Annotated in this window: 7 protein-coding genes; 4 read left to right on the top strand and 3 right to left on the bottom strand. The window is 66.1% G+C overall.

Annotation, left to right across the window (positions count from 1 at the left end; genetic code table 11):
* Positions 1–61: 61 nt before the first annotated feature.
* Positions 62–2,815: a bifunctional [glutamate--ammonia ligase]-adenylyl-L-tyrosine phosphorylase/[glutamate--ammonia-ligase] adenylyltransferase gene (glnE, locus tag FHS03_RS20525; protein ID WP_183442798.1), complete on the bottom strand. Its 2,754-nt coding sequence runs from the start codon at positions 2,813–2,815 to the stop codon at positions 62–64.
* A 161-nt stretch (positions 2,816–2,976) separates the two neighbouring features.
* Here glnE and FHS03_RS20520 point away from each other — a divergent pair, with 161 nt between their 5' ends.
* The 3 genes from FHS03_RS20520 (at position 2,977) to tldD (ending at position 9,472) form a co-directional block, all read left to right on the top strand.
* Entirely contained in the window at positions 2,977–7,143 is a 4,167-nt protein-coding gene (locus FHS03_RS20520; RefSeq protein ID WP_183442797.1) for a YhdP family protein, read from the top strand.
* A 2-nt stretch (positions 7,144–7,145) separates the two neighbouring features.
* Positions 7,146–7,943 (top strand): carbon-nitrogen hydrolase family protein, encoded by a 798-nt coding sequence (locus tag FHS03_RS20515; protein ID WP_183442796.1) that lies wholly within the window; start codon positions 7,146–7,148, stop codon positions 7,941–7,943.
* A gap of 65 nt (positions 7,944–8,008) precedes the next feature.
* A complete protein-coding gene (gene tldD, locus FHS03_RS20510; RefSeq protein WP_183442795.1) occupies positions 8,009–9,472 on the top strand; it encodes a metalloprotease TldD in 1,464 nt (487 codons plus the stop codon).
* A 39-nt stretch (positions 9,473–9,511) separates the two neighbouring features.
* On the opposite strand, the gene FHS03_RS20505 is transcribed toward tldD, so the two are convergent.
* Positions 9,512–10,231, bottom strand: a complete 720-nt coding sequence (locus FHS03_RS20505; RefSeq protein ID WP_183442794.1) for a hypothetical protein — start codon at positions 10,229–10,231, stop codon at positions 9,512–9,514.
* A gap of 150 nt (positions 10,232–10,381) precedes the next feature.
* The gene (locus FHS03_RS20500) at positions 10,382–13,255 is read right to left on the bottom strand and encodes a TonB-dependent receptor (protein WP_183442793.1); all 2,874 of its coding nucleotides are present in this window, start codon (positions 13,253–13,255) and stop codon (positions 10,382–10,384) included.
* A gap of 587 nt (positions 13,256–13,842) precedes the next feature.
* On the opposite strand from FHS03_RS20500, the gene aroG reads away from it, so the two are divergent.
* Positions 13,843–14,907: a 3-deoxy-7-phosphoheptulonate synthase AroG gene (gene aroG, locus FHS03_RS20495; protein WP_183442792.1), complete on the top strand. Its 1,065-nt coding sequence runs from the start codon at positions 13,843–13,845 to the stop codon at positions 14,905–14,907.
* Positions 14,908–15,065: the final 158 nt, after the last annotated feature.

Here is a 15,065-nt window from a genome sequence, read left to right as displayed (position 1 = left end):
TGACAGCGCGGCAGCGCTGTCATTCTGTTTTATAAGGCGCTACACAGTCACTATAGGCGAATTACTCTTCCGCATCAGCAAATATTTCCTCCCATAAACGTTTTACGGGTTCAATATGCAACGCCACCCGCGCCGGATCGACGCGCGACTGCTCCTGGCCCTGCAGGCGCAGTTGGTGTTGCAGCTTGCGCAGGGCGCGGTAAGCGTCGGCCACGGCGCCCGCCAGCGCGGCGTCGATCAGGCCCAGGCCGGCGCACAGCTTGAGCAGGGCGATATTGCCGACATTGCCGGTCAGTTCGGCGTAGGCGGCGGCGTGGCGCAGCACCAGGTATTGCACGATGAATTCGATATCGATCATGCCGCCGGCATCCTGTTTCAAGTCGAACAGGTCGCCGCGGCTGGGATAGGCTTCGGCCATGCGGCGGCGCATGGCCAGCACTTCGCGCTTCAGGGCCGCCTCGTCCGGCCGCGCCTGGCGCAGCACCTGGCAGCGGATCTGCTCGAAGCGCGCGCCGATGGCGGCGTCGCCGGCGCAGAAGCGGGCGCGCGTCAGCGCCTGGTGCTCCCAGACCCAGGCCGAGGCTTGCTGGTAGCGCTCAAAGGCTTGCACGCTCGACACCAGCATGCCGCTGGCGCCGTCCGGACGCAGCGCGGTGTCGACATCGAACAGGATGCCGGCCGAGGTGTGCGAGGTCATCCAGGTGATGAAGCGCTGCGCCAGGCGCGCGTACAGGGCCGGGGCGTCCTGGTCCTCGTCGTCGAACAGGAAGATCACGTCGAGGTCGGAAACATAGCCGAGCTCCTTGCCGCCCAGCTTGCCATACGCGATGACGGCAAAGCGCGGCACCTCGCGGTGGCGCTTGGCCACGGTCTGCCAAGCCGCCTTCACGACGGCCGCGACGATGACGTCGGCCAGGGCCGACAGGTGGTCGGCCAGGCGCTCGACGGTCAGGTCGCCGGCCAGATCCTGGGCCAAGAGGCGGAACAGCTGGGCGTGATGCACCTCGCGCAGGATGTCGAGCTGGCGCTCGGTATCGTCGGCGTCGACGGCCAACTGGGCTTCCAGTTCCACGGCCAGCGCGGCGGGATCGAAGGCGGCGCTGCGCACGCGGTCGTCGAGCAGTTCGTCGAGCAGGATCGGGTGCTGGTTGAGGAAGGTGGCGGCCCAGCCGCTCGCGTGCATCATGCGGATCACACGTTCCAGCGTGTGCGGGTACTCGGTCAGCAGCGACAGGTAGGCCGAGCGGCGCGCGATCGCTTCCAGGAAGTCGAGCAGGCGGCCCAGGGTGGCGAGCTGGCTGCCCAGGCTCGATTCCTGGGCGATGCGGGCGATCAGCGGCAGCGCAGCGTTGACCAGGGCCACCAGGCGCTGGCGGCTCGCTTCGGGCAGGCTCTGCAGGCGCGGCGCCTGCCAGGTGGCGATCAGGCGCTGGGCCGCCGCCGCCGGGTCGTCGTAGGCCAGGGTGGCGAAGCGCGCCTCGATCGCTTCGCGGTTGTCGGGATCGGCGCAGGCGTCGCTGGTGTCGGGGTCGATATGCTGCTCGGAATTGCCGCCGCTCTTGTCGGCGAAGATGGCGTCGAACTGCTCGGCGACGAAGCGGCGGTGGCCGGCCAGCGTGGCCAGCAGGGCGTCCTCGTCGGCCAGGCCCATCCACTGCGCCACCTGCAGGCGGTCGGCCGGGTTGGGCGGCAGCGTGTGGGTCTGGGCGTCTTCCAGGTATTGCAGGCGGTGCTCCAGATTGCGCAGGAAGGTGTAGGAGGCCAGCAACTGCTCGACCACGGCGGCGTCGAGCAAGCCCTTGTCCGGCAGCAGGCGCAGGGTGGCGCGCGTCGAGCGGGCGCGCAGGCTGGGGTCGCGCCCGCCGCGGATGAGCTGGAAGACCTGGGTCAGGAATTCGATTTCGCGGATGCCGCCGCGGCCCAGCTTGACGTTATGGCTGCGGTCCGGGTGCAGACGCTCCTGGCGGTTGACCTCGGCGCGGATCTGGGCGTGCATGCTGCGGATGGCGTCGATCACGCCGAAGTCCAGATAGCGGCGGAAGCAGAAAGGGCGCACGATGGCGTCCAGCGCCTCGATGTCGGCGGCGCGGCCGGTGACGGCGCGCGCTTTCAGCCAGGCGTAGCGCTCCCATTCGCGGCCCTGGACGATCAGGTATTGCTCGACCATGCCCAGGCTGGCCGCCAGCGGGCCGGAGCCGCCGTTCGGGCGCAGCGCCATGTCGACGCGGAAGGTGAAGCCGTCTTCGGTGATTTCGGACAGGGCGGCGATCAAGCGCTTGCCGAGGCGGACGAAATACTCGTGGTTGGACAGGCTGCGCTGGCCCGGCGCCGTGGCGACGGTGTCGCCATCCTCGGGGTAGACGAAGATCAGGTCGATGTCCGAGGACACGTTCAGTTCGCCGCCGCCCTGCTTGCCCATGGCCAGCACCATCAATTGCTGTTCCTGGCCCGACTCATGGCCGGTCGGCACGCCGTGGGCGGCGCGCAGCTCGGCGTCGAGTTCGGCCAGGTGGCGCTGGATGGCGAAATCAGCCAGGGCCGTCATCGTCCCCACCACCTCGGCCAGGTCGGCCCGGCCTTCCAGGTCGCGCCGCAGCAGCGTGGCCACCAGCAAGTTGCGCAAACGCCGCATGCCGCGTCCCAGGGGCAGGGGCGGGGCGGTCCCATTTTCCTGCTGCGCCAGCAAGGCGGCCCCCAAATCGAGCCCGGCCAGCGATAATTGGGATAAAGCATCCACCTGGGCTGGCCGCCCCGGATCGGCGCTGAGCCAGCGCTGGTAGAAACGGGAGGCGGTAGCGGGGGAGGGCAAGCTCATTATGTCGGTAAGGTCGTGTAATTGGGGCATGATGGGGCCGGGTATGCGGTAGAATGCCGTCGCAGGCTGAGCCGCTCGCCGGGCGTAGCAGGAACTGAACTGATTTCGCGACTTATTTTACGCCAGGGTGACGACCTGGCCGGGCCTGACAGATTATTTTGATGCAGAATTCGCCGCAGCATACCGACGCAGACGAAGGGCCGCTGGCTGCGCGCTGGCACCGCGTGCGTGCCGCCTACCGCGTCGCCAACCTGGCCACCCACCACCTGCTGGGCTTCACGCTGAAGCTGGCGCTGCTGCTGTATTTCCTGTTCGCCCTGCTGTTCCTGGTGCTGCGCTACGCGGTGCTGCCCAATATCGACCATTACAAGGGCGATTTCGAGCGCCTGGCCAGCCGCGCCGTCGGCAATCCGGTCAGCATCGCCCGCATTTACGCCTCCTGGTCCGGCCTGCGTCCCACTTTCTTCCTGGGCGATGTGGTGCTGCGCGACCGCCGTGGCGGCCAGGCCTTGCACCTGCCCAGCGTCTCGGCCACCCTGTCCTGGTGGAGCGTGGCGGCGGCCGATGTGCGCTTCGATGCGCTGGAACTGATCCGTCCGCGCCTCGATATGCGGCGCGAAGCCGACGGCAAGCTGTATGTGGCGGGCGTGCTGATCGACCTGGAAAAAGAGGGCGAGGGCCGCGGCGCCGACTGGCTGCTGGCCCAGCACGAGGTGGTGATCCGCGAAGGCCGGGTGGACTGGACCGACGCGCGCCGCGCCACGCCCACCCTCTCGCTCGAGAATGTGAACCTGCGCATGCGCAATCAATGGCGGCGCCACCAGCTGGCGCTGAACGCCACGCCGCCGGCCGCCTATGGCGCCCCGGTCGATCTGCGCGCCGATTTCACCCACCCGGCGTTTGCCGCGCGCCGTTCCAACGTCAAGCTGTGGAAGGGCGAGCTGTATGCCGATGTGCGGCGCGCCGACTTGACGGCATGGAAAGATTATCTGGCCTATCCCTTCAACCTGGAACGCGGCAAAGGCAATGTGCGCGCCTGGTTCACGCTCGACCATGCGCGCCTGGCGGCGTTCACGGCCGATGTCGGCCTGCAGGATGTTTATGCCCAGCTCGGCAAGACCCTGCCGCCGGTCGAGCTGGCTGAATTGAGCGGACGCGTCGCCGCGCGCGAAGTGGCGCCGCCGGCGCGCGCCACGGCGGCCCCGGCCGGCACGCCCGCGCCCGCTTTTGGCGCGCACGGCTTCGACGCCAGCCTCAATGGTTTCTCCCTGCGCACCCCGGACGGCGTGGCCTTGGCGCCGGCCGCGCTCCAGCTGCACCATGTGGCGGCGGCCGCCAGCAAGCCGGCGCGCACCAGCGTCCAGGCGCAGGACTTCGACCTGGCGGTGCTGGCCCAGCTCGCGTCGCGCCTGCCCTTGCCCGCCTTCCAGCAGGAGGTGCTGGCCGAGGCCGCGCCGCGCGGCCGCCTGCTGCAGGGCAGCGCCGAATGGCAGGGCGGCGTCGCGGCCTTCCAAGCCGTGCGCCTGAAGGCCCAGGTCGAAGGACTCGGCATGAACGCGCTGGCCGCGCGTGCGGCCCAGGCCGCCACCGAGGCCCAGCCGGCCACGCCCGCGCTGCCGGCCCTGCCCGGTTTCGAACAATTGAGCGGCGCCTTCGAGGCCGGCAGCGACGGCGGCCATGTCGACTTCGACGCGCCCGGCCTGGCCCTGCATCTGCCGGCCTGGCTCGACGGCCCGCCGCTGCGTTTCCAGCAGCTCAAGCTGCGCGGCGACTGGTCGCGCGCCGATGGCAAGAATCTGCGCGTCCAGCTCGACACCCTGCAGTTCGAGCAGGATGGCTTGAACGCCTCGATTTCCGGCAGCCACCTCCTGCCGCTCAACGGCAAGGGACCGGGCGTGGCCGATTTCGGCGGCAAGCTCGACGGCTTCCAGCTCAACACCATCGCGCGCTATCTGCCGCTGCAGACGCCGGAACACCTGCGCCACTGGCTGACTGGCGCGCTGGAAGACGGCACGGCGCACGAGGTCAGCCTGCGCCTGCGCGGCGACCTGGCGCATTTCCCCTTCAAGGCCGACAGCCCGGACCGCGGCAAGGGCGAGTTCCGCGTCGCCGGCCGGCTGGAGAACGCCAAGCTCAATTACGATCCGGGCTTCTACGCCAAGGACGGCAAGTCGCCGCTGTGGCCCCAGGCCGAAAAGATCAAGGGCCATTTCGCCTTCGACCGCGCGCGCATGGAAATCGTCGGCGACACCGCGCGCACCCTGGGCGTGGCGCTGTCGAATGTGAAGGCGGTGATTCCCGACCTGACCATCCACGACAGCGTGCTCGACATCGACGGCACGGCGGCCGGCCCGATGCAGGATTTCCTCAAATACATGGCGGCCAGCCCGGTGCTCGAATGGATCGGCCATTTCACCGACGAGACAACGGCCAGCGGCAACGCCAGGCTGGCGCTCAAGCTGCACCTGCCGCTCAACCACATCATCGAGAGCAAGGTGTTGGGCAGCCTGCAATTGCAGGGCAACGATGTGGTGCTGTGGAACGATATGCCGCCCGTGCAGCAAGCCACGGGCAAGATCGAATTCAATGAAAAAGGCGTCAACCTGAACAATCTGGCCGGCAACCTGCTGGGCGGACCGGTGGCCATCAATGGCGGCAGCCAGCGCGACGGCGCCATCGTCGTCAAGCTGGGCGGGGCCATGACGGCCGAGGGCTTGCGCAAGGCGTATCCGATCCCGCTGGTGCAGCGCTTGACCGGCCACGTCAATGGCGGCGCGCGCTACAGCGGCCTGATCTCGGTGCGCGACCACCAGTACCAGGTCAGCATCGAATCGCCGCTCAACGGCCTGGGTCTGGACTTGCCGGCCCCGCTCAAGAAGGCGCCGGCCGACAGCCTGCCGCTGCGCTTCGTGCTCAGCGGCAGCGCCGCCAACGAGGCGGGCCTGGCGCGCGACGAGATCCGCCTGGGCCTGGGCGGCGGCATCAGCGCGCGCTACCAGCGCCAGCGCCAGGGCAAGGCTCCGTGGAAGATGGTGCGCGGCGGCATCGGCGTGAATGTGCCGGCGCCCGAGCCGGACAGCGGGCTGGCGCTGAATGTCAGCCTGAAGGCGCTCGACGTCGATGAATGGCTGGAGCTGGGGAGCGCCATCGGCGGCAAGGGCGAGGCTGGCAAGGAGGCCGACGGCCCCGAGCTGGGCCAGTACGTGGTGCCCGACAGCGTGGCCGCGCGCGCCGGCGAACTGCTGCTGGGCGAACGCAAGCTCGATGAGGTGGTGCTGGGCGCTTCGCGCCAGAAGGGCGTGTGGCAGGCCAGCGTCGATGCGCGCCAGGTGTCGGGCTATGTGACCTGGAGCGAGGCGGCCAGCGGCAGCGGCGTGGGCAAGGTCACGGCGCGCCTGTCCTCGCTGATCATTCCCGAATCGGCCGCCAACGAAGTCAAGGATTTGCTGGAGAGCTCGACCACCTCGCCCTCGATTCCGGCGCTGGACATCGTGGCCGAGCGCTTCGAACTGTTCAACAAGCCGCTCGGCAAGCTCGAACTGCAAGCGTATAACGCCCTGATCACCTCGGCGCGCGAATGGCGCGTGAACAAGCTGGCGCTGAGCAATGCCGACGGCGAACTGACGGGCACGGGCCGCTGGCTGAGCAAGGATGGCCAGCACAATAGCTCGCTCAACTTCAATCTCGATATTCATAACGCCGGCAAGCTGCTGGAACGCTTCGGCTTCGCCGACACCCTGCGCAACGGCAAGGGCAAGCTGAATGGCGAAATCAGCTGGAAGGGCTTGCCCTATGAATTCGATACGCCAAGCCTGGCCGGCACCATCAGCATGAATGTGGAGAAGGGCCAGTTCCTCAAGCAAGACCCGGGCGCGGCCAAGCTGTTGGGCGTGCTCAGCCTGCAAGCGCTGCCGCGCCTGCTCAAGCTCGATTTCAACGATGTCTTCTCGGAAGGCCTGGCCTTCGACGGCATCCGCGCCAACGCCAGCATCAGCCGCGGCATCGTGCGCACCGAAAACTTGAAAATGCATGGGGTCGCCGCTACTGTACTGATGGAGGGCACGGCCGATATCGCCAACGAAACGACCAATCTGCACGTGGTGGTGATCCCCGAGGTCAACCTGGGCACGGCGCCGCTGGTGTATGCGCTGGCCGTCAACCCGGTGATCGGCCTGGGCGGCTTCCTGGCCCAGCTGTTCCTGAGCCAGCCGGTGATGAAGGCGCTGACCTACCATATGCAAGTGACGGGGCCGTGGAAGGCGCCCGTGGTGACCAAACTCGACGGCGCGAAGCAGGAGGGCGCCCCCCAACGCAAACCACAAGGATGAGCATGCATACCGTTGCCGCCGTACAGATGATTTCCACGCCCGACGTGGCCGCCAACCTCGCCACGGCGCGCCGCCTGGTGGCTGATGCGGCCGCCACCGGCGCCAAGCTGGTGCTGCTGCCCGAATACTGGGCCATCATGGGCTTGAGCGACAGCGACAAGGTGGGCCAGGCCGAGCAGCTCGGCCATGGTCCCATCCAGGATTGCATGGCGGCCATGGCGCGCGAGCACGGCGTCTGGCTGCTGGGCGGCACGCTGCCCCTGGCTTCGGACGACCCGGAGCGCGTCATCAACACCACCCTGGTTTACGACCCGGCCGGCCGCCATGTGGGACGCTACGACAAGATCCACCTGTTCGGCTTTACCAAGGGGACCGAATCCTACGACGAGGCGCGCACCATCGTGCCCGGCCGCAGCGTCGGCACGGTCGACACGCCGCTGGGCAAGGTTGGCCTCTCGGTCTGCTACGACTTGCGCTTCCCCGAGCTGTACCGCGCCATGGGGCCGCTGTCCCTGATCGTGGTGCCGGCCGCCTTCACCTACACCACCGGCAAGGCGCACTGGGAAGTGCTGCTGCGCGCGCGCGCCATCGAGAACCAGTGCTATGTGCTGGCGGCGGCCCAGGGCGGCCAGCACGTCAACGGCCGCCGCACCTGGGGCCACAGCATGCTGATCGACCCCTGGGGCGAAGTGAAAGCCGTGCTGGCCGAGGGCGAGGGCGTGGTGCACGGCCAGGTCGACCTGGATTTCCTGGGCACCGTGCGCGCCAGCCTGCCGGCGCTGCAGCATCGCACCATGTAAAACGCCCGATTCCACTACAATGCAGCCATACCCGTTTCGGCTGCCGATAAAAAGAGAATTCCACTATGAAACCATTTGAACCCAATCTGTCCTCGCTGGCGGTGGCGCGCGAGGTGCTGCTGACGCCTTTCGGCCTGGACGAGGGCAAGCTGCTGAAAGCCCTGGGCAGCATGTTTACGCACAAGGTCGATTACGCCGACCTGTACTTCCAGTTCACCAAGAACGAGGGCTGGAGCCTGGAAGAGGGCATCGTCAAGACCGGCAGCTTCTCGATCGACCAGGGCGTCGGCGTGCGCGCCGTGTCGGGCGACAAGACCGCCTTCTCCTATTCCGACGAGATTTCCGAACGCGCGCTGCTGGAAGCGGCGGCGGCCACGCGCACCATTGCGCGCGCTGGCGCCGGCAAGATCAAGGTCGCCTCCGCCATGCAGCCGCAGGGCGTGCGCTCGCTGTACCTGCCGCATGACCCCATCGATTCGCTCGACGCCACGGCCAAGGTCAAGCTGCTGGAACGCGTCGAAAAGATGGCGCGCGCCAAAGACCCGCGCGTGGTGCAGGTGATGGCCGGCCTGGCCGGCGAATACGATGTGGTGCTGGTCACGCGCAGCGACGGCGTGCTGGCGGCCGACATCCGCCCGCTGGTGCGCGTCTCGGTGACGGTGATCGTGGAGCAGAACGGCCGTCGCGAAATGGGTTCGGCCGGCGGCGGCGGCCGCTACGACTACAGCTATTTCAGCGACGCCCTGTTGCAGCAGTATGCCGACGAGGCCGTGAAATCGGCGCTGGTGAACCTGGACGCGCGTCCCGCGCCGGCCGGCCCGATGACCGTGGTGCTCGGCCCAGGCTGGCCCGGCATCCTGCTGCACGAGGCGGTGGGCCATGGCCTGGAGGGCGACTTCAACCGTAAGGGTTCGTCCACCTTCTCCGGCCGCATCGGCGAACGCGTGGCGGCCAAGGGCGTGACCGTGGTCGACGACGGCACCCTGGCCGACCGCCGCGGCTCGCTGAATATGGACGACGAGGGCAACCCGACCCAGTGCACCACCTTGATCGAGGACGGCATCCTGAAAGGCTATATCCAGGATACGATGAACGCGCGCCTGATGAAGATGCCAGTGACCGGCAACGCGCGCCGCGAATCCTTCGCCCACCTGCCGATGCCGCGCATGACCAACACCTATATGCTGGGCGGCGACAAGGACCCGGGCGAGATCCTGGCCTCGGTGAAAAACGGCTTGTACGCGGCGAACTTCGGCGGCGGCCAGGTCGACATCACCAATGGCAAGTTCGTGTTCTCGGCCAGCGAAGCGTATATGATCGAAGACGGCAAGATCACCTACCCGGTCAAGGGCGCGACGCTGATCGGCAACGGCCCGGAAGTGATGAATCGCATCTCCATGATCGGCAACGATATGCGCCTCGACCCCGGCGTAGGCGTGTGCGGCAAGGAAGGCCAGAGCGTGCCGGTCGGCGTCGGCCAACCGACCCTGCGCATCGACGGCGTGACGGTCGGCGGCACCGCCGGCTAAGCGGCGCCGCGGCGCGGTCCCGCTCCCGGCGGGCCGCGCCTATTTCCCGGCCTCGGCTTCGAGCGCCTTGCCGCGCGCGGCGCGCAGCCGCTTCAGGTCGATCGCTTGCAGCGGCTGCTGCGTGGCGCCGATCACCCGGCTCTTTTCCCCCTCCAGCTTGAGCGGCGCTTCCTGCCGCGTGCGGTGCTCGACGATGGCGCCGGTGCGCACATCGATGCGGCTGTCTTCCACCATCCCGTTATCCCAGCGCCGCGTGCGCAACAGATAGTTATCCTCCATCCTTTCGCTTTGCTGGAACTGGGCCGCCGCCCGCGGCGCGTCAAGCTTGGCCGGCGGCGCGGCGGGCGCCTGGGCGTGGGCCGTGCCGATCAGGGCCAGCGGCAGCGCCGGCGGCGCCAGCGGGCGCGGGAAGGGGAACCATTGCGTCGACTGGCCGTATTCGACATACACATCGCCCTCGTCATACACCGAGAACAGGGCCTGCACGGCGCCGCGCTCCTGCTTGACGGTGACGGGGATGGTGACCAGGGGCTGCTTGTTGAAGTATTTGACGAAGAGGCGCTGGTTGTCGGCCTGGGCCGCCGTCTTCGGTTTGCCGCTCAGGCTGGCATATGCCTGGTAGCCGGCCGTGGCCAGCGAGGGCACGACCAGCACGACGGCGGCGATCCGGGTCAGCGACCCCTTGAGGCCGTCGAGCGCCGTGTCGACACAGGCGAAGGCGGCCTTGATGCGTTCGAGCAGGGACGGGTGAGCTTCCATGATGAGCTCCTTGAGAATCGCAGGGCGGGAGCCGCTCCCACCTTGCACTATAGGCGGTGGGGTCGAGCAAATATACACGGATTGTCACGCCGGCGGCGCAAAAAAAAGTCCCCGCGCGGGGCGGGGACTTGGGGGCTGGCGGGCTAAACCTTAGAAGGTATAGCGTGCGCCCAGGCTGAAGTAACGGCCCATGGCGCCGCTGTAGTCAGCCGGGTTGTAGCCGGAAGCGCCGTAGGTCTTCGTGTCCAGTGGCGGTTCTTTGTCGAACACGTTCTGGATGGTGCCGAAGATTTCGGTTTTGCTGTCGAACTTCCAGCGCGCGGTCAGGTCCAGCGTGGTGAAGGACTTGATTTTGCAACCGTTCGGCGAATCGTCGCCATTGGCGTAGTGGCTGGCGCAAGCGGTGGCGGCTTTCTCCGTTTTATTGTCGAAAGCGCCGCGGTAGTTGACCGTGCCGGTCACGCGCCAGGCGCCGCGATCCCAGCTCAGACCGAAGTTGGCGCGGTTGTCGGGCGTGCCCATGCAGTTACTCACGTCGCAGTTGCCGTGGGTGCCAGCATAGTCGAGCACGGTGCCATCGCGTTCGGTGCGGCGCCATTGGAACATATGCGTCCATTTCGCGTCGGCGGTCAGATTGCCCCACTCGTTCGGCAGCGTGAAGGTCTTGCGCGCATCGAGGTCGACGCCGCGCACGGTGGTCGAGGCCGAGTTGATGTAGTTGGTCAGCACGGCAACCAGCGGGCCTGGATCGCCTGGCACGGTTGGCACGGCGCCGCCTTTATCGCGTACGACGTGGCCGGCCGTGATGGCGGCGTCGGTGGTTTCCTGGTTGATCTCATTGGTACGCTTGATCTGCCAGACGTCAACCGACAGGCTGGTGCGCGGCATTGGATCCCACACCACGCCGACGGTATAGCTCTTCGATTTTTCCGGCGCCAGAGCAGCGTTCGGGCTGGTGATTACCGACAGGTTGGCATCGCTACAAGCGCTCTTCACACCGAGCGCGCAGCGCACGGAGTCGGTGGCGGAGCTGTAGGCGGCCAGACCGCCACGGCCGTTTTCGGCCGCGTTCGGTGCGCGGAAGCCACGCGCCACGGTGGCACGCACGGCCAGTTCGCGGGTTGGCGTCCATTTTGCGCCGAGTTTCGGCGTATAGGAATTGCCGACGCCGTTCGAGAAGTGGTCGAAGCGCAGGGCGGTCGACAGTTCCACGGTCGGCAGCACGGGGGCCAGCAATTCGGCGAAGACGGCCGTCGATTTGCGCTCGCCGTTATAGGCGGAGTAGCCGAGGCCGATGATATTGCCGATCTCGGTGCCCGAGGTTGGGTCGAGGCGGGTTTCTTCCTTGCGGAATTCGGCGCCGACCGCCAGGCCGAAGGCGCCGCCTGGCAGTTGACCGAATTCACGCGAGGCGCGCACGTCGACCTGGGCGATGCTCGTTTCGGCGCCGCTGCTGATGGTTGGCGACAGCGCTGCATACAGGGCAGCCGAGTTCAAGCCGGCGTTCTCGCCAATGCGCCAGTAGGTACCGGCCGGCAGTGCCGCGTAGGCCGGGTTGGTGGCTTTGGCCGCGGCGATATTGGCGGCGGTCGGGTTCAGCAGGGCGAAGGCGACATTGCGCTGCAGGAAACCCATGCGCTCATTGGTCACTTTGCTGCGCGAATACAGCAGGGAGCTGTCGATATCCCAGCCCTGGATCGTCGATTTCACACCCACCAGTGCGCGCACGAAATCGGAATCGACTTTGCTGCCGGTCGGGCCCACGTCGGCGGCCAGATAACGCAGACGCGCGGCGCCGGTGCCGAAGTAAGGGTTGTCGGGGTGGTTGATGCCGAGCGCAACGCCGCTGTTGATCACCGGGCCGCCAGGATAGCCGACACTGCTGTGCACGGCAGTCGGGGCGCCCGAGGAGTTCGATTTGCTCTTGTAGTAGTTCAGCTCGGCGTAGGCCTGGGTCTCGGCATTCAGCTGCAGGGTCAGACGGCCGAACAGGTTGGCGGTCTTTTGCTCCGGCTGCATCTGGCTGTAGGCTTGCGCGGTGTCGACCAGGCAGCCGCCGCCCGGGTCGCCTTGCGTGTGGTTGGTGAAGTTGGAGCAGGCCGCGCCCGGGAAGGTGCGGGTGAAGCCGTCGCCCTTCAGATTGCCGCGGTTAAACCATTCGAGGGTGTCCGGATTGCGCACGTTGCCGTTGATGGCGCTGGTGGCCGCCGACAGGTCGGGCAGAATGTAGCCGGCGCCGCTCAGGTTTTCGTTGGCGGAGAAGCCGTAGTCGCGCAGGTCGCCGCGGCCGACGGCGCCGCGGCCGGCCCGGTCCTTGTACCAGACTTTGCGTTTCTTGCCGAATTCGGCGCTGAACAGGGCGTTGTAGCGGTCGCTGTCCAGATTGCCGAAGCCATGGGTGATCGACAGGCGGGTATCGCCGCCGTCGCGCTCTTGCGACAGGCCTTGGCTGGCGCGCACGGTGGTGCCTTGGAAGTCGCGGCGCAGGATGACGTTGACCACGCCGGCAATCGCGTCCGAACCGTAGATGGCCGAGGCGCCGTCTTTCAGGATTTCCACGCGTTCCACGGCTTCGGCCGGGATGATGTTCAGGTCGGCGAAGACTTTCTGGCCGTCGTCGGCCAGACCGTACGGCGCGATGCGGCGGCCGTTCAGCAGCACCAGGGTGGACGAGGTGCCCAGGCCGCGCAGCGAGATGCCGGACGCGCCTTGGGCGAAGCCGGAGGCGAAGGTGGTCGGTACCGAGCCTTGGTTATCGACGGCCAGCGTTTGCAGCAGTTCGGCCACGGTGCTCTTGCCGGTTTTTTCGATGTCGGCACGGGTCACGGTCTGCACGGGCGAGGCGGTTTCGGCCTGGGCACGGCGGATGTGGGTACCGGTGATTTCCACCCGGGTAATCGGTTGGGTCGATGGCGCCGATTGTGCCATGGCGTTTTGCGCCAGCACAGCGAGCATCAGGGGCGCCGCGAGCGGGAAGGCGCGGCGCAGGCTCAGGGACATCGGGTGCGGTTGCAAGTCTTTCATTACTGTACGTCTCCACAAAAGATCGGTGAATGAAGCTCTCCAGAAGATTTTTCGGTAGCTCTCCGTGAGGCTTAAACTTATATAATAATTAATCGGAAAAATCCTGTTTTTTACCTAATCTTTATTGGCGGGTAGCGAAATTAGCTTCATTTTGTGGTGGAAACGACACATTTGCTAAACCAAATGCAAGTCCATGATTTGATGGGCATATGTGGCGGCATTTAATAACTTTCATTTTGAAATGATCGTATTTCGATAATGTCTGAAGTCACAATTGTATTAATAGTTTCTCTATTTTGTGAGTTAATGTCGCTTACCGCGCCGGGCGAATGCTGGCAAGCCGCGAGCAGTGGGGGCTTGCCAAACGCGGCGAAAGATTGTTATAGTGGCTCGAACTTTTAGGAACTCACTACCATGCTGCGCTTCGTTTTCTTTACCAACTGGTTTTACTTTAGTCATTCCAGCCCCAAGGCGGTGGAGTAGCGGCCGGTTCACGTAAGCAGCACAACGAGATCCCCAGCAAATACCAAGAGACCGCCAGCGATGGCGGTTTTTTTTTACCCAGGCCTTTTTTCTCAGGAGAACCCATGCAACGCACCGACGATTTGCGCATCCGCGAAATGAAAGAACTGACCCCGCCGTCCCACCTGATCCGCGAGTTTCCGTGCAGCGAAGCGGCATCGCAGACGGCGGCGGGCGCGCGTGTGGCCCTGCACCGCATCCTGCACGGCCAGGACGACCGCCTGATGGTGGTGATCGGCCCTTGCTCCATTCACGATCCGAAAGCGGCCATGGAATATGCGCGCCGCCTGGCGCCGCTGCGCGCCCAACTCAAGGACGACCTGGAAATCGTCATGCGCGTGTATTTCGAGAAACCGCGCACCACCGTGGGCTGGAAGGGCATGATCAACGATCCGTATATGGACAATAGCTTCCGCATCAACGACGGCCTGCGCATGGCGCGCGAGCTGCTGCGCAATATCAATGAGTTGGGCTTGCCGGCTGGCACCGAATTCCTCGACGTGATCAGCCCGCAGTACGTGGCCGACCTGATCAGCTGGGGCGCGATCGGCGCGCGCACCACGGAATCGCAGGTGCACCGCGAGCTGGCGTCCGGCCTGTCCTGCCCGGTCGGCTTCAAGAATGGCACGGACGGCAATACCCGCATCGCCGTGGAAGCGATCAAGGCCGCCTCCCAGCCCCACCATTTCCTGTCCGTCACCAAGGGCGGCCACTCGGCCATCGTCTCCACCAACGGCAATGAGGATTGCCACATCATCCTGCGCGGCGGCAAAACGCCGAACTATGACGCGGCCAGCGTGGAAGAGGCGTGCAAGGCGATCGCCGGCCATGGCTTGGCGGCGCGCCTGATGATCGACGCCTCGCACGCCAACAGCTCGAAAAAACCGGAAAACCAGGTGCCGGTGTGCACCGATATCGCGCGCCAGGTGGCCGGCGGCGATACCCGCATCGTCGGCGTCATGGTGGAGTCGCATCTGGTGGCCGGGCGCCAAGACCTGGTGCCGGGCAAGGAGCTGGTCTACGGCCAGTCGGTAACCGATGGTTGCATCGACTGGGACGCCAGCGTGCTGGTGCTGGAAGATCTGGCGGCCGCCGTGCGCCAGCGCCGCCTGCGCGGCGAGGATCACTAACATCTTGCTAGCTTCTCCCGCCTATTGACGGCATCCTGCCGGCAACCTTTCCTTAACGCGCGTTCCCGCTTAAAAGCCGGGGCGCGCCGTCTGCGCCCCATTTCACACCAAACTTGCATGAAAGGATAGTGTTTCATGCAAATTTTGCCGTCTTTTTA

The organism is Pseudoduganella violacea, assembly GCF_014191875.1.
Lineage (GTDB): Bacteria > Pseudomonadota > Gammaproteobacteria > Burkholderiales > Burkholderiaceae_D > Rugamonas > Rugamonas violacea_A.
The sequence above is the reverse complement of the archived record's forward strand: the minus strand, read 5'-3'. Positions and strand labels throughout refer to the sequence as shown.

Coding starts and splice junctions, on each gene's coding strand:
- FHS03_RS20505 (WP_183442794.1), bottom strand. CDS start 10,231: ATGGAAGCTCACCCGTCCCTGCTCGAACGCATCAAGGCCGCCTTCGCC.
- glnE (WP_183442798.1), bottom strand. CDS start 2,815: ATGAGCTTGCCCTCCCCCGCTACCGCCTCCCGTTTCTACCAGCGCTGG.
- FHS03_RS20520 (WP_183442797.1), top strand. CDS start 2,977: ATGCAGAATTCGCCGCAGCATACCGACGCAGACGAAGGGCCGCTGGCT.
- FHS03_RS20515 (WP_183442796.1), top strand. CDS start 7,146: ATGCATACCGTTGCCGCCGTACAGATGATTTCCACGCCCGACGTGGCC.
- aroG (WP_183442792.1), top strand. CDS start 13,843: ATGCAACGCACCGACGATTTGCGCATCCGCGAAATGAAAGAACTGACC.
- tldD (WP_183442795.1), top strand. CDS start 8,009: ATGAAACCATTTGAACCCAATCTGTCCTCGCTGGCGGTGGCGCGCGAG.
- FHS03_RS20500 (WP_183442793.1), bottom strand. CDS start 13,255: ATGAAAGACTTGCAACCGCACCCGATGTCCCTGAGCCTGCGCCGCGCC.